Here is a 23,735-nt window from a genome sequence, read left to right on the forward strand (position 1 = left end):
ACTAACATTTTATTCAAGCTCAACTTTAGTTGCTCCTGCTTCAATAAGTTTTTGCTTTATTTTTTCTGCTTCGTCTTTAGAAACATTAGCAGTCAAATCTTTTGGTAAAGACTCAACTAATTCTTTCGCTTCTTTTAAATTCAATGTAGAATTAACTTCTCTAATAGCTTTAATCACTCCTATTTTTTTGCTTGCATCAATCTCTTTGATTACAACTTTATATTCAGCTTTTTCTTGAGCAACAGGAGCATTAGCATTATCACTAATAGGCACCCCAGCACCAACAGCTCCACCAAGAAAAGAACCACTAGGCAACCCTATTTTTTCTTCTAGAACTTTTACAAGTTCAGAAGCTTCTAATAGATTTAAAGATAATATTTTATCAACCAAATCACTTGTTATATTATTCATACTGACCACCTTATTTAACAACAAATTTATTTTTTAGAACTATAGTAATCCAAAACTCTCATAAGCCTCATAGAAGATGAATTAATAGACAATGCTAACCGAGCAGGAATATCATAAGATATTAAACGCATAATTTTAACACGCAATTCATCCAGAGAGGGAAGCTTAGCCAATTTGTTAACATCTTCCACTGTTAACAATTCATTTATATGAGCCGCACAAATCACAGACATTTTTTCTTTGTTAGCATTAATAAAATCAACTATTAACTTTGCAGCTTCTACTATAGCACTAGAATATATAATAGCAACAGAACCAGAAAATTTACCTGATAAATAAGAAAATTTACCAGTCCTTTCCAAAGCCAAGCAAGCTAGAGTATTTTTAACTACTAACATCCCACCCATTACAGATTTTAGACTATTCCTAAGAATTAATGAATTGCTAACATTCATAGACTTGAAATTTACCAATATTAAGAAATCATTATTTACAAACACATTCATTATGTTTTGTATAAATTCATCCTTATCTTTACGCTTCACAATTTCGCTCCCTTAAATTATATCTTCTACTTTGTTTATTTTATGAGCTTTACCCATAGTTGAATTTAAAAAAACGCTTTTAAAGTAAACTCCTTTCACAGAAGCAGGTTTATTGTCTCTAATTACTTTAAGAAAGGCTTTTAAATTTTCCAGCAAATCATCAATATCAAATTTAATACTTCCTAATTTACCATGAATAACCCCATTTTTATCCGTCCTGAATTTTATTTGACCAGACTTAATGGTTTTAGTAGCTTCCGCAATGTTAGAAGTCACAGTACCAAATTTAGGGTTAGGCATCAGCCCTTTAGCACCCAATACTTTTGCAATAGGAGTGATTTTTGCCATGAAATCAGGAGTAGTGATGCACCAATCAACATTCAACTTTCTACCTTTTTTTATCTCTTCAATTAAATCTTCTCCTCCTGTAATATCAGCACCAGCTTTTTCAGCTTCTAATAAATGTTTATCTTGAGCAAAAACAGCTACTTTAATATTCTTCCCGATACCTTTAGGCAACACTACTGTACCACGCACCTGCTCTTCAGATTTACGTGAATCTACACCTAAATTGACTGCGATATCAACTGATTCATTAAATTTTTCTGAAGCAGACTCAACAATCTTCTCCAAACACCGCTTAGAATCATCATTATATGTACTCATTTACCTAACCTTCCACAACTTCTATACCCATAGATTTTGCAGTGCCTATAACCATCTTCACTGCTGAATCTTCATTATCCACTTTCATATCAACCATCTTACACTTTGCCACTTTAATGATAGCAGACATAGATAATTTAGCCACTAATTCTTTACCAGAATTACCAGAACCTTTACTTAATTTAGCTTCCTGCTTAAGCAAATAAGCCACAGGCGGACCGCTGACAGTAAAATCATGAGAGCGATCATCCTTTATGGAAATTCTCACTGTTACTAAATCACCTACTTTATAACTAGCGTTAGCAGCGCTAGTAGCTTTATTAAAAGCTTCACAAAATTTAGGAACAGGTATACCACGCGGGCCAAGTACTGAAGCAATTTTCGGTCCTGGAACTGCTTTTCCAGCTTCCATAAGCAAGTTAATCTTAGCAACTACATTACTCATAATTAATCCTCTATTTTCTCTACTTGAGCCAAATCAAGCTCTATTATTGTTGGCTTACCTAAGATTGATACTTCAATATTAATAATTTTTTTCTCATCATTTACCATATCTACCTTACCAGTAAAATTTTGAAAAAGACCATCATTAATTTTTACTTTTTCACCTTTCTCATAACCATAACTCAACTTTTTCGTTTCTTGAGCATTGTAAAGCGCACTACACATTGAGCGAATCTCATTATCCTCAATCACCTTTGGAACATTACCATTTTTTAAAAATCCATAAACCTTAAGAGATTTTGGTATATTATTAATAAAATTTAATACCTCATCGCATAAATTCATGTATAAAAAGACATAACCAGGAAAGGACTTCCTTCGTTTAGCATTTTTTTTAGATTTTAAATCCATCTCACTTAATTCTTCACAAGGAATAAAAACCCTATTAAAATAATTATTAATATTCAATCTCATAGAATTTTCTAATATATATTGGCGCACTTTCTCTTCATAATTAGAGGCAACTCTTAAAATGTACCACTTATATCTATTAAATTCCTTACGTTTTAAAATTACCTCATCATCTGAAATCATCTCAAAATGACCAGACTCATCACCACAAAACCCAGTCATTTGATTCAAAATATTTTTGCTTTCATCACACAGATGCATACATATATATACTTCACATAACTCTTTTATATCAGATTTTACATCACATACTGTCTGATAAGGAATAAACACCTCCTTAAAGTAAACAGTATTGGTTGCCAACTCGCATATATCCTTCTCATACCCGTAATCGACTTTAATGATATACCATTTATACTTATATTCCATAAATAATTCCAAATAAAGTCTTAATTACGTAAAGAGACATAAAATCTACGAAGCAAAAGAAAATCGAAAAGCATAATATAACAGTTATTACAATAAACAAAGATGACAATACCTGCTGTTTTTTTATCCAAGCAATTCTCCTTATTTCTTGCTTTATATCGCAAAAAAAAACATACAGGTTTTTTAACATTTCTACCATAATATTAATGCAGGAGCGATAGGAATTGAACCTACAACCTCTGGTTTTGGAGACCAGCGCTCTACCAATTGAGCTACACTCCTATAATTCAAAGTTTACTCTAAAATTTCCGAAACAACGCCAGAACCAACAGTTCTACCACCTTCTCTTATCGCAAAACGTAATCCTTTATCCATTGCTATTGGTACTTGCAACTCCACTTCTATACTTACATTGTCCCCTGGCATTACCATCTCCTTTCCATCTAGCAATTTTATGCTCCCAGTTACATCCGTTGTCCTTAAATAAAACTGTGGCTGATAATTTCCAAAAAATGGTGTATGCCTTCCTCCTTCTTCTTTCTTCAATATATACACCTCCGCATTAAATTTCTTATGCGGGGTTATTGTCCCTGGTTTTGCCAATACTTGCCCTCTCTCCACTTCTTCTCTCTTTGTTCCTCTTAGTAGTATTCCTACATTGAGTCCTGCACTTCCCTTATCTAGCAACTTCTTAAACATCTCAACACCAGTACATGTCGTCTTTTGCGTCGCTTTCAGACCTATTATCTCTATATCATCCCCTGTCTTTATCTCCCCCTTCTCTATTCTTCCTGTTACTACCGTCCCTCGGCCCGATATTGAAAATACATCTTCTATTGGCAACAAAAACGGCAAATCTACAGGCCTTGGAGGTACTGCCACATACTCATCTAACTTCTCCATCAATTTATCTATTGATTTCTTTCCATACTCACTATTATCATCCTCTAATGCTTTTAACGCAGACCCAACTATCACAGGCACTTCATCACCTGGAAATCCATACTTACTCAGCAACTCTCTCACTTCCATTTCTACCAAATCTATCATATCAGCATCAGCAACATCAGCTTTATTTATATATACCACGATATATCCAACACCCACCTGTTTTGCCAGCAATATATGCTCTCTCGTTTGTGGCATCGGCCCATCAACCCCTGACACTACCAATATCGCTGCATCCATCTGTGCTGCACCTACTATCATATTCTTTACATAATCAGCATGTCCAGGGCAATCAACGTGTGCATAGTGTCTCTTTTCTGTTTGATATTCAACATGCGCTGTTGCTATTGTTATACCTCTCTTTCTCTCTTCTGGCGCTTTATCTATTTGATCATATGCTACAAAATTACCATAATGCTTTGTTATCGCCGCTGTTAACGTTGTCTTCCCATGATCCACATGTCCTATCGTTCCCACGTTTACATGCGGCTTTCCAAATGCTTCTACTATCGCTGTCATAATTACTAACCTTTAATTATACTTTAACTTTAACTCATCAACCACATATTGTGGCACTTGTTCATAACAAGAAAAATGCATACTATACTGAGCTCTTCCCTGAGATATAGAACGCAAAACATTTATATAACCAAACATATTTGCAAGAGGAACCGAAGCAGTAATTATTTTGCTATTATTACCTAAATCCAGCATATCAACAACACTGCCTCTTCTACTATTTATATCACCCATAACATCACCCATATATTCTTCAGGAGTAATGATTTCCACTTTCATTATAGGTTCTAGCATTTTTGGACCAGCTTTATTTGCCATTTCCTTAAAAGCACCTTTAGCAGCAAGTTCAAAAGCCAAAGGACTAGAATCAACATCATGAAAAGCACCATCAAGAAGAGTAGCCTTAAAATCAATCAATGGAAAGCCGGAAATTATACCACCTTCTTTTATCAACTCCAAGCCATTTTGCACTCCAGGTATATACTCTTTTGGAATAGCACCGCCTACAATTTTACTTTCAAACTGAAAGCCAAAACCAGGCTCAAGAGGTTCGAATTTTATTTTAACTTTAGCAAACTGACCAGCACCACCTGATTGTTTTTTATGAGTGTAATCAATTTCAACAGATTTAGTGATAGTTTCACGATATGCAACTTGAGGCGCACCAACGTTAGCTTCAACATTAAACTCGCGCTTCATTCTATCAACAATAATCTCAAGATGCAGCTCACCCATACCTTTCAATATAGTCTGCCCACTCTCTGCATTTACTGACATCCTTAAAGAAGGATCTTCTGCAACCAATCTATTCAAAGCAACACCTAATTTTTCCTGATCTGAGGTGGTTTTCGGTTCTATAGCAATTTCAATAACAGGATCAGGAAATTCCATACGCTCTAATAGTATAGGAAAATCAGATGAACATAAAGTATCACCAGTAATTGTTTTCTTTAATCCAACTAAGGCAACTATATCACCAACTTTAGCTTCGTTTATATCTTCTCTGTTATTTGCATGCATAAGCAACATTCTACCAATTCCTTCAGTCTCATTCTTTCCAGCATTTAACACAGCAGATTTAGATTTTAACTTACCGGAATAAATACGAATAAACGTCAAGCTACCTACAAATTTATCCGTCATCACTTTAAACGCAAGAGCAACGAATTTCTCTTTTTCTGAAGGTTTGATCTCAATTTTCTTTTCTGAATCTTTAGGATCAGTTCCAATAATTACATCAACATCAATAGGAGAGGGTAAAAAATCAACCACACCATCTAAAAGTGATTGCACGCCTTTGTTTTTAAAAGCTGACCCACATAATACAGGGACAAATTTTCCTTTAATGGTCCCGCTTCTCACACACTTTTTCAACAAATCAATTGGCAGATCGTTAGATTCAAAGTAAGTATTTATCGCCTCATCATCCATTTCAGCTGCAGCATCTAATAAAAGATTTCGATACTCTTGAGCCTTATCAAGCAAATCAGAAGGAATATCTTCATAAGAAAATTTAGCGCCTAATGTTTCTTCTTGCCATATAATAGCTTTCATAGAAATAAGATCGATTATGCCTTTAAAATCTTTCTCACTTCCTATTGGCAACTGAATAACTAAAGGTGATGCGCCAAGCTTCGTTTTTATCATATCGACACATCGATAAAAATTTGCCCCGATTCTATCCATTTTATTAACAAAGCAGATACGAGGAACGTTATATTTATCAGCTTGACGCCAAACTGTCTCAGACTGAGGCTCAACTCCAGCAACTCCATCAAATACAGCAACCGCACCATCCAAAACCCTCAAAGATCTCTCAACTTCAATAGTGAAGTCAACATGACCAGGAGTATCTATTATATTAATCCTATAATCATTCCAAAAACATGTTGTTGCAGCAGAGGTAATTGTAATGCCACGCTCCTTCTCTTGCTCCATCCAATCCATAGAAGCTGCACCATCGTGCACTTCACCAATCCTATTTTGTTTGCCAGTATAAAATAAAATACGCTCTGTTGTGGTGGTCTTGCCAGCATCTATATGAGCCATTATTCCTATATTTCTATACCTAGATATTAAAACTTCCATACCACAATCAATCAGCTAATATTAAAAACGAAGATGAGAAAATGCCTTATTAGCTTCAGCCATTTTATACTTTTCTTCACACATCTTAAATGCACCACCACATTTATTATAAGCATCTAATATTTCAGACTGCAAACAATAAACAGTAGTTCTACCGCTCTTTTTTCGAGCAGCAGAAGTTGCTCTAGCAATCCACCTTAATGCCAAAGAAATTGCTCTATCTTGACGAATTTCAACAGGGACTTGATAAGTTGCACCACCAATACGCCGAGAGCGTACTTCTATAGAAGGGGTAACATTTTCTACTGCTGTTTCAAAAATTGATAAGGCATCTTTGCCTATTTTCTTTTCAGCTAAGGACAAAGCACTATAAGCAATCTTTTCTGCAATAGATTTTTTACCACATTTCATAATTATATTAATAAAACGCATAAGCAAGACACTACCATAACGAGAGTCAGGGCTTGTTCTTTTTTTTGCTTTATTACGACGTGCCATAAATTTTAACCAGATTTCTTTACACCATATTTTGAACGAGCTTTCTTTCGATTTTGCACACCACGTAGATCAAGAGCACCTCTTATTATGTGATAACGTACACCCGGCAAATCCTTAACTCGCCCACCACGTATTAAAACAACAGAATGCTCTTGTAAATTATGACCTTCGCCAGGTATATAAGCCGTCACTTCACCGTATCCACTAATCTTTACTCTAGCTACCTTACGTAGTGCTGAATTAGGCTTTCTAGGAGTTGTAGTATATACCTTAGTGCAAACACCCCTTCTTTGAGGATTGCATTTTCCCAAAGCTGGCACCTTCTTCTTGCGAGTTAACCCTGATCTACCTTTACATATTAATTGATTTATCGTAGGCATATACTGTAAACTTAAAACTCTAAAAACAACTAAGTCTTAGTTATAAAATAATAAACCTCAATAGTCAATATAAAAATAAACATTACTACTCTAATAATCTCAGCCTAATTGCTTTGAAAGCTACTGATAATTATATGCTAAAGCGCATATTGGTTTTAATATTAAGAAATTATCACTTGCTGTGGTCGAATTAATATAGATATGGAACAAGTAATATACTGTGATGGCTATCAAAGAATATGCAGAAAATAATGCTTATAATAGAGCCAAGAGCTTCTAACATTAATGCAAAAATACCAACCGAACTAACCGAATTACCAGTAAAGCCGGATGATTTTTACAATCCTACTCTTGACACTTAGATTTAATGCAGCTACCCTAAGTTCAAAATTCTATACTCAATTTTGCTGTTCTTGCATACAAGGAACACGTTTTTAGAATAATGAAAACAATCAGCGCTTTAATTAAAGAAGGTTCAAAGCTACTATCATCACATAGAATTGAATCACCACATTTGGATTGTGAAATCATCATGCAGTACGTACTTGGAGTAGAAAGATCATTCACAATCATGAATCACATCAATCAGGTACCAAGAAACAAAGAACTTCTATTCTGGAAATTAACAAAAAAAAGAGCAGAAAGATATCCAATATCGCAAATAATAGGTAATCGTGAATTCTGGAGTAAAAATTTTATAGTTAACCAACATGTTCTAGATCCAAGACCAGATAGTGAGACAGTAATTTCAACAGTGTTAAAATATTACCAAAATAAGAAGCAAAAAATAAAAATTGCAGATTTTGGCACAGGCACAGGCTGTTTGTTGATCTCCGTACTTAGTGAGTATGAATATGCTATTGGAGTTGGTTTTGAAAAAAGCCTGGAAGCATACAAAATTACCTACCAGAACACAAAGAAACATAATCTTCTCAACAGAGCTAAAATATTTCCAAATTCGTGGATAGAATGCAGAGATTTATTTGATCTCATAATAAGCAATCCTCCATATATTAAAAGAAGTAAGTTAAAAGATCTGCAAGCTGAAGTGCAAAAAGAGCCAAGAATTGCTCTTGATGGCGGTATCGATGGATTGAGCTGTTACCTGAGTATTTTTCCAATATTGAAAAAGTGCCTTAAAAAAGATGGGTTTGCGATATTGGAAATAGGCGAAGATCAAAGCAATATTGACAAAATAATACCCTTATATGGACTGGCTTTTCAGGAATACGTATACGACTTGGCTGGAATGAAAAGATGCATTGTTGTAAAGCAAGATAAAGAACATGACTAGTAGAACGCTAGCTTTCTAAGAACCTGTTCATAATCTCAAGAAAGGCATAAAGTAAGAAATAGAGTGTATAAATTAGGATATATGAGGAGTGTATACCCAAGTGACATAAGTCGAGAGAAGTTTGAGATTATTTCACCAGATCTGGAGTCTTGTGGAAAAAACAAAACCAAGAAAACTTGATTTGTATGATATATTTTGCGAAGTGTTGTACGCCCTAAAAAGTGGTTATCAGTGGAGGATGCTACCAAAAGAGTTTCCAAAATGGCGCAATTGTTATGATTATTTCAAAAATGGAGTGAAAAAGTAAAAGGAAATAAAAAAAAGTATTTTGGAGTGCATGTTAAAAAAAATAGTTAGTGTGGTCCGACAAAACAATGTTTGGAAAGAAAAAATCAGCTTTTGCATAATTGACACTCAGAGTGTAAAGAACGCAGACACTGATGAAGAAAAAGGCTATGACGCTGGTAAAAAAATCTCAGGAATAAAACGCCATATCGCACGAGATATAGATGTTTGCTATTTATTCTTAAGCTTGGGAGTGTTAAATAGCATTTTACTTTTTTTAGTATGTAGAGATTTTCTAGGAATTATTCTATTGAATTCTATGATATTATTTTTTGTAACATTGTTATACATACCATAAAAGTGAACTGACGAAATTTGTAAAGGAATTTTATGGCTTAGCTACATGGTACTAACACTCAAGTAAATTTTCATCAATGACGCAATTTGCTATGTCTATATCTCACATAGCTTACAACTTGCTTTACTCCTTTTACTTTTCTTGCAATTGCTATTACAGCTTTTAATTCCGCCTTATTTTGAGCTATACCCATCAAATAAACGACTCTATCAACTGTATTAACGCTATAATTAATTGATTTAATATTTCTTTTTCCCAGAAGCCTCGTGCTTATCTCTGCTGTTATCATACCATCTACAGTAACATCTAGCATAGAAGCCATTTTAATTGGTGTGACTCTTATTTCATTTATCACTTCTTTAATCTCTTTTTGCTGCCAAGCTATTTTCTCTGCTGTGAGTTGCTTTTCATGATTATCAACATTTCCAATGAGTAATACTCTTCCTTCACTCACTTTAACTTTTATAGATGAGAACAGTCCGTGTTTTAAGAGTCCCTTATTGATTCTTATTACTATAGTTGTATCATCAATAATGTTTCCCAAGGATTTATCTTGCATTGTTATTGCTGTAGCCGCTGCAGTTGCTGTTACCACTATACCACTCACAAGAGTCGTACAGCCACTCTGTGTAATCAGAAAAATTGCGAGTAAGAAGCTTGCTATTAATCTCATTATTAATTTCCAGAGTTTAGAGCTTTAATTAAAGAATATTAATAAGCTTTTTTTATTGTGTAAATACTATAAATTGAATAAGCCTTGAATATTTCTAAGACAGTACTTATCTCAATAATGTTAGTTAAAGTAATTCAGGCTTAGATTCATAGTGGAGTTAACCAGTATTATAAGTTCAGTCTGTGGTACTAAAATCTAATCTTTAAATTGCATAAGATGAAAGAAGTGGTTATCTATAAGTTAATGAAGGGTTCTTGCGGATATGGCGAAATTGGTAGACGTGCCAGGTTTAGGTCCTGGTGAGCTTGCTCGTGGGGGTTCAAGTCCCTCTATCCGCACTTAAAGTCATGTAACTCAGGTTTTAAGAGAAAATTTATAATCACTAAGTACACTTTTGTTTGTATAAGAACCTGTTCTTAAGGATTGTATTTAACTTAAATTCTGGTAAAATGGCTTTATTAAAACATAAATAAAATATTGATAACAGGTTGTAATGTCTAGTAATATAACTCAAAATGCAGTCGAAGCAGATACATTAAGTAATATATATACCTATAAGGAACTTAGTGTAGATAAACTAAAGTATGAGTATGAAATCACAGTTAGTAGTGATTATATAGAACAAAAGATAAACTCTAGATTACAAGAAATAGCGAAGGATGCAAAATTGCCTGGATTTAGATCCGGAAAGATGCCTTACGATCTTGTTGTTACAAATTATAAAAACGAAGCTTTGGAATATGTGATAAAAGATACGATTGACTATTGCTCAAGTGATTTAATGAAAAAAATCGAAGTTAAGTCTCACATCCATCCTAAGGTTGATATTATGTCATTACCAAACCTGGATAAAAAGGATGAAAAAGGCGACTTTCTGTACAAATTATCTTTTGAATCGATGCCAAAAGTGCCAGTAATAGATCTTGATAAAATAAATTTGAAGAAAGTTAAGGCAAAAATCAAAGAGGGAGACATAAAAGAATTTATTGATTCTATAAAAACAAAATTTCCTAACTTTGTCTCTGTTGATGATGCTTCTTATCAAGCAAAAAACGAGGATAAACTGATAATTGACTTTGAAGGGCGAATTAGAAATAAGCTCTTTCAAGGTGGAAGTGGCAAAAATTTTACTGTTAATTTAGGATCTGGAACATTTATAAATGGTTTTGAAGATCAATTAATTGGCATGAAAAAAGGGGAAACAAAAAGCTTTAAGTTGAGATTTCCTGAAGATTACCAGGTAATTTCCCTTGCGGGGCAGGAGGCTGCTTTTTCTGTTCGAGTTAATGATATTCAGATTGCCGAAGATTTGCAAAGTGATAATGAAATAGCTAGGAGAATTGGTTTTGAAGATCATTCTTCGCTAATAAATCACGTAAAAGAAGTAATTGATAATCAGTGTAAAGAAATGGGAGATCTCTTAATTAAGAAAGAGCTATTTGATTGTTTGGATGCTAGTTATAGTTTTGATTTGCCTATAGAAGTAGTAAAACAGGAACAGCAGAGAGTGGAAAGAGAGTTGAATGCTAAAGATGATTCTTGTAAAGAAGCTGAAAGACGTGTAAAGCTTGCAATGCTATTTATGGAGTTCAGTAAAGAACATGAAATATCATTAACTCAAAGTGATATTATGAATGTTATTGTAAATCAATATGTCAGTAAAGATGTATCATTTGACAGAGTATTTAAACATTTTAAATCAGACGGACAATTTCAGGAATTAGTTAGAGGGCAAGCGCTTGAGTATAAAGTGACAGATTATATGATAGAAAAAGCTAGTAAAGAAGAACAGATTGTTTCTGTGAAAGAATTAAAGGAATTATTTGATAATATTTGATAGGAAAAGGTATGACTCTTATACCAATTGTAGTTGAACAAACTAGTCGCGGTGAGCGGGCTTATGACATATATTCAAGGCTAGTAAAAGAAAGAATAATTTTCGTAACTGGCCCTATTGAAGACAACATGGCCAGCGTAATAGTAGCACAGCTTTTATTTTTAGAATCGGAAAATCCTGATAAAGACATTCATATGTATATTAATTCGCCAGGCGGTGTTGTAACTGCTGGTTTATCAATCTACGATACAATGCAGTACATAAGTCCAGACGTTTCAACTTTATGTATAGGTCAAGCTGCATCTATGGGTTCTTTGTTGCTTGCAGCTGGTGCGAAAGGTAAGCGCCACTCTCTACCTCATTCAAGAATTATGATACATCAACCATCTGGTGGTTATCAAGGTCAAGCAACTGATATAGAAATACATGCTAAGGAAATTTTGCGAATTAAGAAAAAGCTAAATCAAATTTATGAAAAACATACTGGGCATTCACTCAAGAAGATTGAAGGAATGATGGAAAGAGATAAATTTTTGGATCCTATAGAAGCAATGAAACTTGGCTTGATTGATAAAGTAATAGCTGAGCGTAAAGATATGAAGATTGAAAATATTAAAGTTAAACAAAAGGTAGTTTAATGGATAACAATAATGATTTACACTACTGTTCTTTTTGTAACAAGGCACAAAACGAAGTAGATAAATTGATTACTAACTCTTCAGATGGTTTAAAGGTGTTCATTTGTAATGAATGCATAGAGTTATCCCATAAAGCAATAAGTCAAAAGAAAGAGAGAGCTTTTAATTCAGATCATATATCTGATATGAAGCTATTACTAAAGAAACCTGAAGATATAAAAAATTTTCTTAGTAAGCATGTTGTAGGTCAGGAACATGCGCAACACGTTTTATCTGTGGCTATGTATAACCATTGTCAATCCATGGTGCAACTTCATTCTATAAGTGATATTGAAATTGAGAAGTCAAATATAATGCTTATTGGCCCTACTGGTTCTGGTAAGACTTTGCTAGCAAAAACACTTGCTAAAGTTTCAGATGTGCCATTTGCTATGGCCGATGCGACAACTTTGACTGAGGCAGGTTATGTAGGTGATGATGTAGAAAGCGTGTTGTCACGTCTATTACAAGCTGCAAATTATGATGTTGCAAAGGCACAGCATGGTATAGTGTTTATCGATGAAATAGATAAGATCACAAGAAAGTCTGAAAGCGCTTCAATAACCCGTGATGTTTCAGGTGAAGGGGTCCAACAAGCTCTACTAAAAATCATGGAAGGTACGGTTGCTTATGTTCCTCCACAAGGAGGGCGAAAACACCCGCAACAAGAGTTTATACAAGTAGACACTAGTAACATACTATTTATTTGTGGAGGAGCTTTTGAAGGCCTAAATAAAATTATTGAGGCAAGAAAAAAGGGAACATCAGTTGGCTTTGGAGCAGATATAAGTCAGTCTAAAGCACAAAAGAAAAAAAATGCTTTACGCGATGCTCAACCTGAGGACTTAATCAAATTCGGTTTGATACCCGAATTTGTAGGACGGGTTCCAATAACTGCTGTTCTAGATGAGCTGGATCACGAGGATTTAATACATGTGTTGACAGAGCCAAGAAATGCGCTAGTAAAACAATATAAAGCATTGCTTGCATTTAGTAAAGTAAACCTTGAGTTTTCAGATGAAGCAATATCAGCTATTGCTAAAAAAGCTATAAGCTATAAAACAGGTGCAAGGATGTTACGTGCTATCTTAGAGTCACTTTTGCTTGATGTTATGTATACAGCTGGCAATGGAGGTTTTGAAGGTAGCGCTATAACGGTTACTAAGAAAATGGTAGAATTAGGCAAAGCGACGATTAATCATAATAATAAGGGTAGTGTTATAACGGTTAATGATTAATTTGAGGCATATATTATGAGTATTGGACGTGCTGTAAACTTTAATTCTACTGTATTACCAGTATTACCTCTAAGAGATGTAGTAATTTTTCCAAATATAATGTTGCCTTTATTCGTAGGTAGAGAAAAATCTGTTCATGCACTAGAGTATGCAATAAGTAGCAGTAGTCACCAAAACGAGATTTTTCTCATAGCACAAAAAGATGGTTCTATTGATAATCCAGAGCCAGAGAATCTTTATGAAGTAGGCGTGCTAGCAAACATTATACAACCATTAATAAAACTGCCTGACAATGCAGTAAAAGTCATGATTCATGGGGTAAGAAGGGGAAGAGTTATAGAATATATTAGCTCTCACACTTTGTTACAGGCCAGAGTAGCGTTAGATGGTCATTATGAGTATGGAGAAAATGAAGATAATATTGATTTAGAAGCTTTAAGGCGTTCTGTTATAGATGCATTCGACAATTGGTGTAAACTAAGCAAGAAAAGTCGACCCGAGATTATTATTGACCCCATTGATCAAGTTAAAGAGGTTAATCAAATTGTAGATATGATAGCTTCGCACTTAAATATAAAGGTATCAGATAAGCAAAACATACTTGAAGTTTATAACCCAAAAGAGCGTTTAAAAAAAGTTTTTGCTCTTATTGAGAGAGAAATAAGTATTTTGAGTGCACAAAACCGCTTGTATAAGACAATTAAATCACAGGTTGAAAGTACTCAAAAAGTTTACTACCTTAATGAGCAATTAAAAGCTATACAGAAAGAATTAGGTGAGTTTGAAAATGGAGATGAAGGGAATATACTCAATGAATTTGAAAAAAAGATAAATGAAACAAAGCTTTCTGAGGAAGCAAAAGAGAAAGCCATAACTGACTTAAAGAGATATAAGAAAATGAATCCCATTTCTCCTGAAGCAACAGTTATATCTAGTTACTTGCATTGGTTGCTTGATTTGCCATGGGGAAAGTACAAAGATGCAAAAATTAACTTAAATGCGGCTAAAAAAATCTTAGATGAAAATCATTATGGCATAGAGAAAGTAAAAGATAGAATAATAGAATTTTTAGCAGTATTAAAGAGAGTAAAAGAGATAAAGGGTCCTATACTTTGCTTAGTTGGACCACCTGGTGTTGGTAAAACTTCTTTAGCTAAGTCTATGGCAAAAGCAGTAGGAAGAGATTTTGTTCGCATATCTCTTGGTGGTATACGTGATGAGTCTGAAATACGAGGACACAGAAAAACTTATATTGGCTCAATGCCTGGTAAAGTCATTCAACACATGAAAAAAGCTAATTCATGCAACCCGCTTTTTCTGCTTGATGAAATAGATAAGATGGGTTCTGATTCGCGTGGTGATCCTGCATCTGCATTACTTGAGGTTTTGGATACTGAGCACAATAAACACTTTACGGATCATTACTTGGAAGTTGAATTTGATCTTTCAAGTGTAATGTTTGTAGCTACGGCAAACAGCTTAAATTTGCCACATCCTTTGCGTGATAGGATGGAAATTATACAATTATCTGGATATAGCGAAGATGAGAAGATCAGTATTGCTACGCATCACCTTATTCCAAAATTAAAAAAAGAGCATGGTTTGCATCAGAAGGAGTGGAAAATAACTAATGAAGCATTATACGAGTTGATACGTTTATATACACGTGAGAGCGGCGTGCGAAGCATGGAAAGGGAACTTGCAAAGCTCATGAGAAAAGCAGTTAAAGCAATATTAACTGATAAAAATAAGAAAATATCCGTAGAGGTTGGTAATTTACAAGATTACCTAGGGGTACGTAAGTATACCTTTGGCATTGCAGAAAATGAGAGTTTGGTAGGGGTAGTAACTGGTCTCGCCTATACTGAAACAGGTGGTGATATTTTAATGATAGAGTCAGTCCTAATTCCGGGCAAGGGGGAAATAAAATACACAGGAAAGCTTGGAGAGGTTATGCAAGAGTCTATAAAAGCTGCGTATAGTTATGTGCGATCAAATTGTTTATTTTTCGGTATAAAACCCGAAAAATTTCAAAATAATGATATACATTTGCATGTACCTGAGGGTGCTGTGCCAAAAGATGGTCCCTCTGCTGGCAGTGCAGTATGTACATCTATTGTTTCTCTTATGACAAATATACCAGTTAACAAAAGTGTTGCTATGACAGGTGAAGTAACATTGCGTGGTAGAGTGTTGGCTATTGGGGGTTTGAGAGAAAAATTGCTTGCTGCGCTAAGAGGATCAATCAAAACTGTGATTATACCAAGTGAAAATGAGAAAGATATGCAAGAGATTCCTGCAAATATAAAAGAAGAAATCAATGTAATTTTTGCTGAGAATATTGATGAAGTTATAAAAGTTGCTTTGATGCACCCTATTACTTCAATTGATGATAATAACGAAATTAGTGTGTCTACCTCCATAGAAAATAAGGATAATACCTTCCCTTCATCAGAAACATTAAAGCACTAAATTGAAAAGGTTTATGCAATTTTCGTTTCTTTTTTTTAACCTCAAAGCTCTGATTTGAATATATAAATTACAAGTAACATATATGGCAATTTCATAAGTTCATTTTTCAAGCATATATTGCAATATCTCACTAGCAATTGCAACATCTTGGCGTGGAGTTTTACCATGTTCTATAAACACTGAGATTGCATAGCGCGGATCATGGTAGGGGCCATAAGCGATAAACAATTTATGACTTTCACCTTTAGAGTTTATCTCTGGTGTTCCGGTTTTGCCAGCAATTTGTATACTGCCTAGTCCTTTTCTATAGTTAGAATTCACCACGTCAAACATAGCTTTTCGAACCACACTAAGATGCTCATGATTCACATCAATATCAAGAAAGTCTTGCCCTGATTTACTCATCTCAATGTGGGGAATTACCTCCTTTCCTGTTGCAACCCTCGCTGCAAGAACCGCAAGCTGTAATGGCGTTGTAAGTAAATACCCTTGTCCTATAACTAAGTTAATGGTATCACCTAAATACCACTCTGAATATAGCTTGCGTGCACGCCAATTCATGTCAGGCAACAATCCCGGAGCTTCTTCCTTAAACATTCCAATTAATGGTCCACTTCCTATACCAAATTTGCTAGCCATTTCTAGTAGAGAATCTACATTTATTTTTTTTCCTATATTATAAAAGTAAGTGTTGCATGAGAGAGCCATTGCCTCATTTAAAGATACATATCCATGAACTTTGCTTTTCATGCAACGAAATTTCCGCTCACCTATCTTCATATATCCCCTACACGAGAATTTTTCTTCTGGTGTTATTATTCCATCTTTTAAACCCGCAAGCGCATCTATTATTTTAAATATTGAACCAGGTGGAATTTGATATGATAATGCACGGTTTACAAGCGGTAACGAAGGAATATTTAAACTTTCCCAAGTTTCATTTGATAATCTGCTAGTGAAAAGATTATTATCGTAAGAAGGTGAGTTATACAATGCTAAAATTTCTCCGTTATTTACATCAATTACCACTGTGGAACCTTGGTGGTCTTTAAATATCTCTGCGATTTTTTTCTGTAAATCAACATCAATTGTCAGCTGTACATCTTGTCCGTCTTGTTGAGGTATGCTAGACAACTCTCTCATGATACGCTTCTTAGAATTTATTTCCTGCTCAGACTTGCCTGTCCTGCCTTTTAATATATCATCATATGTATATTCAATGCCACTAACCCCTGCTTCGTTTATGCCTTGCTGTCTTTTCGTGTATCCGATTATATGAGAACATATCGAACCAAATGGGTAGTAACGTTTATAAAGAGCAGTTATTCTTCTTTCTGATGATTTTATCGCATCAGGTTTAATTTCTGATAACATCTGAAAATCAACTTCCCTAGTAAAGGTTTTTTGCCCATCAAATAAAACAATATACGAAATTTTGTTTACTGCGAGTTCAACGCTATTCCTATCCAAAATCCTACCTCGTTTAGGCACAATAGTAACAACTTTTATCCTATTATTATTGGATAGCACTTCATATTTTTGTCTATCTCGTACTTGTAAAGTATACAACCTATAACTAAAAATAGCAGAAATAGTAAGCTGAATACCACCTAATATGAATGCCCTGCGGTTGAAGACCTTGTTTTTTGTCCACATAGAATTCCTTTAGAACGCACTCATCCTCCTTTTATTGGCACATTTCTAGCTTTCACTACATCACAAACCCTTTCTTCCCACTCACTTAAGGTAACAAGTTTGTAACCCGATTTTTTTAGTATTTCAATAATCTGAGGTAAAGCTTCAACTGTATTTGATTTGTTATCGTGATCATGGAACAATATAATCGCTCCATTATGTACATTGCTTAAAACTCTTTCAACCAAAATCTCTGATTTATCACCTTGCCAATCCAGAGAATCGACTGTCCATAATATGGAATACATATTTAATCGATTAGTATTTTCGATCAAATTATCGTTATGACATCCATATGGTGGGCGAAACCATTTTACATTCTGTTCTGTTGCATTTTTAATTGCCACATTTGTCTTTTCCAGCTCTTGCAATTGTTCCTCACTTGAAAGTGATGTCAACTTCCTATGCGACCAAGAGTGATTGCCTAACTCATGACCTGCTTCATGGATTTTCTTTACTATCTCATATGTTTTTTTATTTATACGTCCACCAAGCACAAAAAATGTCGCTTTTGTTTTATTGCTCTCCAGAATATTAATAATATCTCCTGCTCTATTATAAGACGGTCCATCATCAAACGTAAGTGCAACGAACTTATCTTTGTTATTCAATAATTTCTTTATATTACTTAAATTTCTATATGATAGATCCAAATCACAACTGAGCCCACGATATGGTAAGTTAAAGTTACAATCACTACAGAAAACTGCGCTTGAATATAGCAAAAGAAAAGCGATTATTCTTATAAACATATATAATCAGCAAAGTGATAGAGTACTACACTTTTTTGCTAAATTAAACCACTTTTAACAGCTACTGTTTACTTCGTTACTTTGTCAATATATTATATTAATAACTTTATATAATATAGTATGATTGCAAATATAAATACCGTTGCTCTTCAGGGAACCAGCACAGTAAATGTTAATGCACAAATTCACATGGCAAATGGTATTCCAGCTTTTAAAGCAACAAGGACAACATTGCAAATTTAGAGTTCAAAAGGGTTATTCCTCGAGAACTACTGCGTCAGAAAGCTGGCGTTGAATTTGTATATAATGTTGACCTTGGAGGTTTTTATGAATAATAGTGAGAGAAAAGAAAAATTGGAAACTCGCATTTTATCAAGTAGAGGCAGGTCTTTACTTGACCATGAGCTACTGGAACGTACTCTATCTGAATGTGAAGAAGGAAGAGAAGTGGCCAAAAAGCTAATAGAGCTCTTTAGTAGTTTAGGAAGGGTAATTAACGCTGACTTTCATGAGCTAAAAAATGTTACAGGAATGAATGATGGAGCAATAGCAAGTATCTTTTGTCTGAAAGAGATTTTCGATAGGATACTGAAAGGTAAGTTAAAAAAGCTGTCGATTCTTGATAACAGAGAAGAGCTACTAAAATACTTTAAAACAGCAATAGGGCAGTCACGAAAGGAAAGCTTGCGAGTAATATACTTAGATCGAAGTGGTCATTTGATATACGAGTATATTCAAGACTGTGGAACTATAGACAGAGTACCTCTATATGTGAGAGAAATAATCAAACAGGGATTACTGATCGATGCATCATCTATTGCAATTTCACATAATCATCCAAGTGGAGATACAGAACCATCAAAGGAGGATGAGGATAACACACTTACATTAGCTGCAACCTGCGAAAATGTAGGAATGAAATTAATAGATCACATAATCGTAACACAGAAGAGCCACTTTAGTTTTTATGATAGTGGTTTATTGTAATCTGTAGACCGGAAGGAAAGTTCTCCAACTTTCCTTCTTTTTTTCTACTTCATAAATTAAAAAATTCAATATAAGCTTGAGCAGCTAAAATTAGTAATGAAAGGTGGAATTAGGCAAAAAAATAAAAGAACTTAGATTATACTGTGGTTTAACACAAACTGAGTTGGGAAAGAAAATAGGCGTTTCGTATAGACAAATACAAAGGTACGAAAATAGTTCAAACCAAATTTTGGCCAGTAGGCTATACGACTTAGCAAAAGCACTATCGATTAATGTGGCTGATTTTTTTACTGATGTGCATGTCGACTCACATGAAACTTATGATGAAGAAATACTAAAATTAGTCAAAGGATATAATGAAATTAAAAGCAAAAGGTTACGTAGCGTAGTTTATATATTGGTAAAATCTTTTTCTCAAAGTTACAATGAGAGTTAGTATTGCTTCAATACCTCAGTTAATATATTAATAAATGATTGTACAAGATGAACAACATCCTATTGATAAACAAATAGGTGAAAGAATAAGGAAGAGAAGGTTAATATGCGGTTTTAGCCAAAGAGACTTAGGAAAAAAGCTCGGAATTTCATTTCAGCATATACAAGGATATGAAACTGGAGAGGTAAGGCTTGTAATTGATAGATTGTATAATTTGGCAGAAGCTTTGTCCGTTGATATGTCATATTTTTTTACCAAAGCTTCTGAAGACTTACACGATAAGGCCTTTTGTAGCGATGTGGGTAGTGAAGAAATATCAAGGCTAGTGAGGGAATACAGGAAAATTAAGGATGAAACGTTGCGTGATATTGTGCATTCAGTGATAAAAGCGCTTGCCAATAAATAATATTGCCTGAATATATCTTCAATCCACTTCTACAAGCAATGCTAGTTAAGGTAAATTTTTTATGGTAATTTTGATTAAATTTCAAGAACTACTTTACTTTGCAATAATTATGGCTATGTAAAAACATAGCCACCAATCAAGAACGTCCTACAGATGTCGTTTTGGTATCTTTTAATTTGCTCACCCAAGAAAAGGTCTCACTACTTTTAGAATTTTGGTCGCCCCACCTTCCACATCTAGTAAAGCTGCCTTTTTCCACTACTTCTTTAACAGACATTCCACCAAATAAACAACCCTTTCCTACGATTTCTCCTATTTCTTGCAACTCGTTCCACATTTCTTCATCTTCTACCTCAACTTGTACTTGATGATAGTCTTCTGTGTCATGATATATCATTAAATTTAGCTCTCCTAGGCTAGTGCAAAGTGTTACTGTAAATATACCTACGACAATGTTGCAAATTTTTATTTTCCTTTCCATTATGTCCAGAAGAGTTCGGTAGCTCTTTTACGCGAAATACCACATTTACGTCCTCAAGGTTAATTTCAATTCTCTTGACCAATGTTCTGATAATATCACGTTTAGTTAACCAGTCTGCGTTATCAAGGTTTAACGTAATATTGGAAGAAAAGTCTTCTAAATTGGCCACAACCAGAGTTACCTCCTGTTCTAATTCCTTTTGATAAAATATCTTTTTCTTCTCTTCTTTAATTGTTTTTAAGCTTTGTTTCATTGCTTTAATTCGTGGTTCAAATTCCTCTTGATTGATATATTCTTGAGCATAACTATCGATAAGTCTAGCAATACCACGTTTTAATTTATTTTCTTGTTTCTCTAGCAGGTCACTTTTTTGATCCAATGATGATTTTTTTAGTTCTGAAAGCCTACGCTTGTATTCTTCTAAAATCCTGTTTGGATTTTTCAATAACTGCTTAACCTCTTCCCACACAGCTGTTTCTAATGCATCTGAGCGAATGGGTTTATTGTCACAAATCTTATTACCACCAAAACGGTAAGAATCTTTACCACTACAACGGTAATATGCATAATGACCACCTTCTTCTTCTCGTCTACTTCTCATGCAAGTTCCGTAACATCCGTAATTACAACGCTTACATATGACTAAACCTTGTAGTAAGTACTTTGCTCCTCTTTTTCTTGTCCTTGCTACTTTTCTATTTTCAGCTAATTGTTCTTGAACAATATCAAATATATCTTCATCTACTATATTTGGCACTTTAATATAAATCCAATTTGCTTTTTCAACAGGATAGACAGAGTGGTTACTTTTTGGCTGCTCACAAGAGCCTTTCTGTGGTCTTACTTGCTTTAATCTTACTCCTAACCTTCTTCTACCAAAAGCTGCTTGTCCTTTGTAAGCAGGGTTTTTCAACATACTCCAAATTGTACCTTTATTCCAGCGTTCTTTTCCTTTTTGTGTCTTAATGGACATAGTATTTAGCCGACGACATACTTCCCCAATACTTGTTCTTTCTCTGCCTATCCACAAAAATACTTTACGAACGACATCAGCTTCTTTTTCGTTAATCTCAAATAAAGCTTGTCCTCCTCCCATATGCTTATCTATATAACGATAACCATAAGGAGCTCCTCCCATTACATTTACATAGCCTTTGTTAGCTGCATAGATTTTACCACGACGACTTCGTTCCATAATTTTCGCACGTTCATATTCTGCTATCATACCTTGCATTTGTAACAGTAATTAAGATTCTGGGTTACCGTTAATCTCATAATTTAAAAAAACCACTTTTGCTCCTGCTTTTTCAAATTCTTCAATCAGCACCATTTGATATGCATATTTTCTAGATAAACGATCAGGAGAATGAATGTAAATCTTATCAATTTTACCTTCTGTTACTTTATCACGTAATTTTTCTAAATCAGGGCGGACTAAATGAGATCCACTGTAGCCGTTATCAATAAATTTATACTCACTTAACAATCTGTATCCGTCCAGATTAATTTGCTTCTCTAAAGCTGCAATTTGACTTTCTATCGTATTTCCTTCTACTTGTTTCCCCGAAGAAACTCTCGCATATAAACATACTGTTACCATTTGACCCTCCTTGAATCCCATTTTTATGTTTTAAGTTTTTTTGACTTATTTCCTTTGACACTACCTTTTCATAAGCATCTGATAAGCATTGTTCTGCTAACCGATTAGGTTCATAGCTACAGCTAATTTGGATAGCTAATCTCTTGTTTCTCATGACTTTTCCTTGAAATAATATGTTCATATCATTCCTTAAAGCCGATGGTTAATTGATTATTAGCGCTATAAGTAAATCGGACTCTTGGTTCTGGACACAGAAGTTTTCGAGAAATGGTTTTCTCTAGTTTTATTTTTATGTTTTTTGCAACATTGTCGGTAGTGTAAAAGCGCTGTTATCGGATATATCTACGTAATTTCTTTTACCGTCTTTCCCAGTTTTGACCTCAACTTCACCATCACCTATTTTTATGATATTGCCACCGAGATTTAAATCTCCCTTGCTCAGGCCCAAGTTTTTTGCGCCTTCTACAACTTTGGCAACATCAACTATGCAGCTATGTGAAAATTCCATATAGAAGGTCTTATTATCAATTTCTACATTTTCAACAGTTCCTTCTATAGTAGCGTTCTCTCCAACTTCCCTGAGCTTTTTGAGCCTACTATATATTTGTGGCTCAATTTCTTTTTGCACTTTTTCAGCTATTTTCTTATCAACTTGTACATTAAAATCTGCTCCATGTAAGGCTAACTTCCTGATTATATCTTCTTGTTTATTTCCTTTGAACTCATCACGATACATCTTAAACATTGTAACGTTAGCAAAGCTAAAGCCATCCTCATTGGCAGCATTTATTCTTATTCCTAAATCCAAAACTTCATCGACAATTTTACTTAATTTGTCTATATTTTCAGCTGCAATAGCTTTTTCCAAGAATTCATTTAGTTTCATATTCACTTAGCCTTATCTTGCATAAAGCTGATCGAAATGGATTGAGCTCCTCAGGATATGTTAAGACAGGTAATTTACTAATCTTTTTATTTGCTGTTGGAGCAGCTTTTATAAAATTAGGTAATAACCCTTCTTTTGCTATTCGCTCTACCGCTTTTAACATTTTACTAGACAATTTTTTACCATTTATTTTTTTCATTGTAACCCTCACTTAATTTCATTACTATTCGATCATATCGTGATAAATATTATTTAATTGTTAATATTATACGACTTATTGATTTACTGTATATTATAATAACAAGTTTTGCGGGCATCT

General features: G+C 34.3%; 27 protein-coding genes, 2 tRNA genes and 1 pseudogene. 11 read left to right on the forward strand and 19 right to left on the reverse strand.

Annotated elements, in window-relative coordinates; translation table 11 throughout:
* Positions 1–9: 9 nt before the first annotated feature.
* The 11 genes from rplL to rpsL all read right to left on the reverse strand — a co-directional run bounded on the left by rplL (position 10) and on the right by rpsL (position 7,339).
* Positions 10–411: a 50S ribosomal protein L7/L12 gene (gene rplL, locus OOL01_RS06515; RefSeq protein ID WP_264686634.1), complete on the reverse strand. Its 402-nt coding sequence runs from the start codon at positions 409–411 to the stop codon at positions 10–12.
* Between the two features lie 26 nt (positions 412–437).
* Positions 438–956: a 50S ribosomal protein L10 gene (gene rplJ, locus OOL01_RS06520; protein ID WP_007301987.1), complete on the reverse strand. Its 519-nt coding sequence runs from the start codon at positions 954–956 to the stop codon at positions 438–440.
* Positions 957–968: 12 nt separating this feature from the next.
* Positions 969–1,622: a 50S ribosomal protein L1 gene (gene rplA / locus OOL01_RS06525; RefSeq protein ID WP_264686635.1), complete on the reverse strand. Its 654-nt coding sequence runs from the start codon at positions 1,620–1,622 to the stop codon at positions 969–971.
* Between the two features lie 4 nt (positions 1,623–1,626).
* The gene (locus OOL01_RS06530) at positions 1,627–2,067 is read right to left on the reverse strand and encodes a 50S ribosomal protein L11 (protein WP_010406829.1); all 441 of its coding nucleotides are present in this window, start codon (positions 2,065–2,067) and stop codon (positions 1,627–1,629) included.
* A gap of 2 nt (positions 2,068–2,069) precedes the next feature.
* Complete coding sequence (gene nusG / locus OOL01_RS06535; protein ID WP_010406831.1) at positions 2,070–2,906, reverse strand: transcription termination/antitermination protein NusG; 837 nt, start codon at positions 2,904–2,906, stop codon at positions 2,070–2,072.
* Positions 2,896–3,105, reverse strand: a complete 210-nt coding sequence (secE, locus tag OOL01_RS06540; RefSeq protein ID WP_012481857.1) for a preprotein translocase subunit SecE — start codon at positions 3,103–3,105, stop codon at positions 2,896–2,898. The genes nusG and secE overlap by 11 nt, the downstream gene beginning before the upstream one ends.
* Positions 3,106–3,115: 10 nt before the next feature.
* A tRNA-Trp gene (locus OOL01_RS06545) sits at positions 3,116–3,188 on the reverse strand.
* 12 nt (positions 3,189–3,200) lie between these two features.
* Positions 3,201–4,373 carry an elongation factor Tu gene (tuf, locus tag OOL01_RS06550; RefSeq protein WP_264686636.1) on the reverse strand — a complete coding sequence of 391 codons (1,173 nt, stop codon included), beginning with the start codon at positions 4,371–4,373 and terminating at the stop codon, positions 3,201–3,203.
* 12 nt (positions 4,374–4,385) lie between these two features.
* The gene (gene fusA / locus OOL01_RS06555) at positions 4,386–6,461 is read right to left on the reverse strand and encodes an elongation factor G (protein WP_264686637.1); all 2,076 of its coding nucleotides are present in this window, start codon (positions 6,459–6,461) and stop codon (positions 4,386–4,388) included.
* Between the two features lie 21 nt (positions 6,462–6,482).
* Positions 6,483–6,959: a 30S ribosomal protein S7 gene (rpsG, locus tag OOL01_RS06560; protein WP_006014699.1), complete on the reverse strand. Its 477-nt coding sequence runs from the start codon at positions 6,957–6,959 to the stop codon at positions 6,483–6,485.
* A 5-nt stretch (positions 6,960–6,964) separates the two neighbouring features.
* The gene (gene rpsL, locus OOL01_RS06565; protein WP_010406837.1) at positions 6,965–7,339 is read right to left on the reverse strand and encodes a 30S ribosomal protein S12; all 375 of its coding nucleotides are present in this window, start codon (positions 7,337–7,339) and stop codon (positions 6,965–6,967) included.
* A 239-nt stretch (positions 7,340–7,578) separates the two neighbouring features.
* On the opposite strand from rpsL, the gene OOL01_RS06570 reads away from it, so the two are divergent.
* From OOL01_RS06570 to OOL01_RS08560, 3 genes and pseudogenes are all read left to right on the forward strand, one after another.
* Positions 7,579–7,701, forward strand: coding sequence for a hypothetical protein (locus tag OOL01_RS06570; protein ID WP_019078684.1), 123 nt, complete (start codon positions 7,579–7,581; stop codon positions 7,699–7,701).
* A gap of 80 nt (positions 7,702–7,781) precedes the next feature.
* A complete protein-coding gene (gene prmC, locus OOL01_RS06575; protein ID WP_017532120.1) occupies positions 7,782–8,633 on the forward strand; it encodes a peptide chain release factor N(5)-glutamine methyltransferase in 852 nt (283 codons plus the stop codon).
* Positions 8,634–8,714: 81 nt separating this feature from the next.
* Positions 8,715–9,138: pseudogene (locus OOL01_RS08560) on the forward strand (transposase); the annotation flags it as partial.
* A 211-nt stretch (positions 9,139–9,349) separates the two neighbouring features.
* On the opposite strand, the gene OOL01_RS06590 reads toward OOL01_RS08560, so the two are convergent.
* Entirely contained in the window at positions 9,350–9,949 is a 600-nt protein-coding gene (locus tag OOL01_RS06590; RefSeq protein ID WP_010406846.1) for a BON domain-containing protein, read from the reverse strand.
* Positions 9,950–10,205: 256 nt separating this feature from the next.
* Between OOL01_RS06590 and OOL01_RS06595 the strand changes: the two genes are divergently transcribed.
* From OOL01_RS06595 to lon, 5 genes are all read left to right on the forward strand, one after another.
* Positions 10,206–10,287 (forward strand) — tRNA-Leu (locus OOL01_RS06595).
* A gap of 155 nt (positions 10,288–10,442) precedes the next feature.
* Positions 10,443–11,786, forward strand: a complete 1,344-nt coding sequence (tig, locus tag OOL01_RS06600) for a trigger factor (RefSeq protein ID WP_139686894.1) — start codon at positions 10,443–10,445, stop codon at positions 11,784–11,786.
* A gap of 11 nt (positions 11,787–11,797) precedes the next feature.
* On the forward strand, positions 11,798–12,424 hold the full coding sequence (gene clpP / locus OOL01_RS06605; RefSeq protein WP_139686893.1) for an ATP-dependent Clp endopeptidase proteolytic subunit ClpP: 627 nt from the start codon (positions 11,798–11,800) through the stop codon (positions 12,422–12,424).
* Positions 12,424–13,701, forward strand: coding sequence for an ATP-dependent Clp protease ATP-binding subunit ClpX (gene clpX, locus OOL01_RS06610; protein WP_264686638.1), 1,278 nt, complete (start codon positions 12,424–12,426; stop codon positions 13,699–13,701). The genes clpP and clpX overlap by 1 nt, the downstream gene beginning before the upstream one ends.
* A 15-nt stretch (positions 13,702–13,716) precedes the next feature.
* Positions 13,717–16,173, forward strand: a complete 2,457-nt coding sequence (gene lon / locus OOL01_RS06615) for an endopeptidase La (RefSeq protein ID WP_264686639.1) — start codon at positions 13,717–13,719, stop codon at positions 16,171–16,173.
* A gap of 99 nt (positions 16,174–16,272) precedes the next feature.
* Here lon and OOL01_RS06620 read toward each other — a convergent pair whose 3' ends face one another.
* Complete coding sequence (locus OOL01_RS06620; protein ID WP_264686640.1) at positions 16,273–17,829, reverse strand: penicillin-binding transpeptidase domain-containing protein; 1,557 nt, start codon at positions 17,827–17,829, stop codon at positions 16,273–16,275.
* A gap of 20 nt (positions 17,830–17,849) precedes the next feature.
* A complete protein-coding gene (locus tag OOL01_RS06625) occupies positions 17,850–18,620 on the reverse strand; it encodes a polysaccharide deacetylase family protein (protein WP_264686641.1) in 771 nt (256 codons plus the stop codon).
* Between the two features lie 327 nt (positions 18,621–18,947).
* Here OOL01_RS06625 and OOL01_RS06630 point away from each other — a divergent pair, with 327 nt between their 5' ends.
* The 3 genes from OOL01_RS06630 to OOL01_RS06640 all read left to right on the forward strand — a co-directional run bounded on the left by OOL01_RS06630 (position 18,948) and on the right by OOL01_RS06640 (position 20,449).
* Complete coding sequence (locus OOL01_RS06630; protein ID WP_012673223.1) at positions 18,948–19,607, forward strand: JAB domain-containing protein; 660 nt, start codon at positions 18,948–18,950, stop codon at positions 19,605–19,607.
* 103 nt (positions 19,608–19,710) lie between these two features.
* Complete coding sequence (locus tag OOL01_RS06635) at positions 19,711–20,043, forward strand: helix-turn-helix domain-containing protein (RefSeq protein ID WP_041582615.1); 333 nt, start codon at positions 19,711–19,713, stop codon at positions 20,041–20,043.
* A 34-nt stretch (positions 20,044–20,077) separates the two neighbouring features.
* Positions 20,078–20,449, forward strand: coding sequence for a helix-turn-helix domain-containing protein (locus OOL01_RS06640; RefSeq protein WP_041582616.1), 372 nt, complete (start codon positions 20,078–20,080; stop codon positions 20,447–20,449).
* Positions 20,450–20,585: 136 nt separating this feature from the next.
* Here the strand turns inward: OOL01_RS06640 and OOL01_RS06645 are convergent, their stop codons facing one another.
* The 5 genes from OOL01_RS06645 to OOL01_RS06665 all read right to left on the reverse strand — a co-directional run bounded on the left by OOL01_RS06645 (position 20,586) and on the right by OOL01_RS06665 (position 23,615).
* Positions 20,586–20,846 (reverse strand): hypothetical protein, encoded by a 261-nt coding sequence (locus tag OOL01_RS06645; protein WP_264686642.1) that lies wholly within the window; start codon positions 20,844–20,846, stop codon positions 20,586–20,588.
* A 19-nt stretch (positions 20,847–20,865) separates the two neighbouring features.
* Positions 20,866–22,164 (reverse strand): recombinase family protein, encoded by a 1,299-nt coding sequence (locus OOL01_RS06650; protein ID WP_264686643.1) that lies wholly within the window; start codon positions 22,162–22,164, stop codon positions 20,866–20,868.
* 12 nt (positions 22,165–22,176) lie between these two features.
* Complete coding sequence (locus OOL01_RS06655; protein ID WP_264686644.1) at positions 22,177–22,530, reverse strand: recombinase family protein; 354 nt, start codon at positions 22,528–22,530, stop codon at positions 22,177–22,179.
* A gap of 289 nt (positions 22,531–22,819) precedes the next feature.
* Positions 22,820–23,416: a hypothetical protein gene (locus OOL01_RS06660; RefSeq protein WP_264686645.1), complete on the reverse strand. Its 597-nt coding sequence runs from the start codon at positions 23,414–23,416 to the stop codon at positions 22,820–22,822.
* The gene (locus tag OOL01_RS06665) at positions 23,403–23,615 is read right to left on the reverse strand and encodes a hypothetical protein (RefSeq protein WP_264686646.1); all 213 of its coding nucleotides are present in this window, start codon (positions 23,613–23,615) and stop codon (positions 23,403–23,405) included. The genes OOL01_RS06660 and OOL01_RS06665 overlap by 14 nt, the downstream gene beginning before the upstream one ends.
* Between the last annotated feature and the right edge of the window lie 120 nt (positions 23,616–23,735).

It is taken from the genome of Wolbachia endosymbiont (group B) of Rhopobota naevana (assembly GCF_947250615.1).
Lineage (GTDB): Bacteria > Pseudomonadota > Alphaproteobacteria > Rickettsiales > Anaplasmataceae > Wolbachia.

Bases quoted from the DNA above. Each gene is read 5' to 3' on its own strand.
- OOL01_RS06570 (WP_019078684.1), top strand. From the start codon at position 7,579: ATGCAGAAAATAATGCTTATAATAGAGCCAAGAGCTTCTAACATTAAT.
- clpP (WP_139686893.1), top strand. From the start codon at position 11,798: ATGACTCTTATACCAATTGTAGTTGAACAAACTAGTCGCGGTGAGCGG.
- clpX (WP_264686638.1), top strand. From the start codon at position 12,424: ATGGATAACAATAATGATTTACACTACTGTTCTTTTTGTAACAAGGCA.
- rplA (WP_264686635.1), bottom strand. From the start codon at position 1,622: ATGAGTACATATAATGATGATTCTAAGCGGTGTTTGGAGAAGATTGTT.
- OOL01_RS06645 (WP_264686642.1), bottom strand. From the start codon at position 20,846: ATGATATATCATGACACAGAAGACTATCATCAAGTACAAGTTGAGGTA.
- OOL01_RS06665 (WP_264686646.1), bottom strand. From the start codon at position 23,615: ATGAAAAAAATAAATGGTAAAAAATTGTCTAGTAAAATGTTAAAAGCG.
- rplL (WP_264686634.1), bottom strand. From the start codon at position 411: ATGAATAATATAACAAGTGATTTGGTTGATAAAATATTATCTTTAAAT.
- OOL01_RS06660 (WP_264686645.1), bottom strand. From the start codon at position 23,416: ATGAAACTAAATGAATTCTTGGAAAAAGCTATTGCAGCTGAAAATATA.
- nusG (WP_010406831.1), bottom strand. From the start codon at position 2,906: ATGGAATATAAGTATAAATGGTATATCATTAAAGTCGATTACGGGTAT.
- OOL01_RS06625 (WP_264686641.1), bottom strand. From the start codon at position 18,620: ATGTTTATAAGAATAATCGCTTTTCTTTTGCTATATTCAAGCGCAGTT.
- rpsG (WP_006014699.1), bottom strand. From the start codon at position 6,959: ATGGCACGTCGTAATAAAGCAAAAAAAAGAACAAGCCCTGACTCTCGT.
- tig (WP_139686894.1), top strand. From the start codon at position 10,443: ATGTCTAGTAATATAACTCAAAATGCAGTCGAAGCAGATACATTAAGT.
- prmC (WP_017532120.1), top strand. From the start codon at position 7,782: ATGAAAACAATCAGCGCTTTAATTAAAGAAGGTTCAAAGCTACTATCA.
- OOL01_RS06650 (WP_264686643.1), bottom strand. From the start codon at position 22,164: ATGCAAGGTATGATAGCAGAATATGAACGTGCGAAAATTATGGAACGA.
- OOL01_RS06655 (WP_264686644.1), bottom strand. From the start codon at position 22,530: ATGGTAACAGTATGTTTATATGCGAGAGTTTCTTCGGGGAAACAAGTA.
- OOL01_RS06590 (WP_010406846.1), bottom strand. From the start codon at position 9,949: ATGAGATTAATAGCAAGCTTCTTACTCGCAATTTTTCTGATTACACAG.
- OOL01_RS06630 (WP_012673223.1), top strand. From the start codon at position 18,948: ATGAATAATAGTGAGAGAAAAGAAAAATTGGAAACTCGCATTTTATCA.
- secE (WP_012481857.1), bottom strand. From the start codon at position 3,105: ATGGTAGAAATGTTAAAAAACCTGTATGTTTTTTTTTGCGATATAAAG.
- OOL01_RS06640 (WP_041582616.1), top strand. From the start codon at position 20,078: ATGATTGTACAAGATGAACAACATCCTATTGATAAACAAATAGGTGAA.
- OOL01_RS06530 (WP_010406829.1), bottom strand. From the start codon at position 2,067: ATGAGTAATGTAGTTGCTAAGATTAACTTGCTTATGGAAGCTGGAAAA.
- rpsL (WP_010406837.1), bottom strand. From the start codon at position 7,339: ATGCCTACGATAAATCAATTAATATGTAAAGGTAGATCAGGGTTAACT.
- fusA (WP_264686637.1), bottom strand. From the start codon at position 6,461: ATGGAAGTTTTAATATCTAGGTATAGAAATATAGGAATAATGGCTCAT.
- lon (WP_264686639.1), top strand. From the start codon at position 13,717: ATGAGTATTGGACGTGCTGTAAACTTTAATTCTACTGTATTACCAGTA.
- OOL01_RS06620 (WP_264686640.1), bottom strand. From the start codon at position 17,829: ATGTGGACAAAAAACAAGGTCTTCAACCGCAGGGCATTCATATTAGGT.
- tuf (WP_264686636.1), bottom strand. From the start codon at position 4,373: ATGACAGCGATAGTAGAAGCATTTGGAAAGCCGCATGTAAACGTGGGA.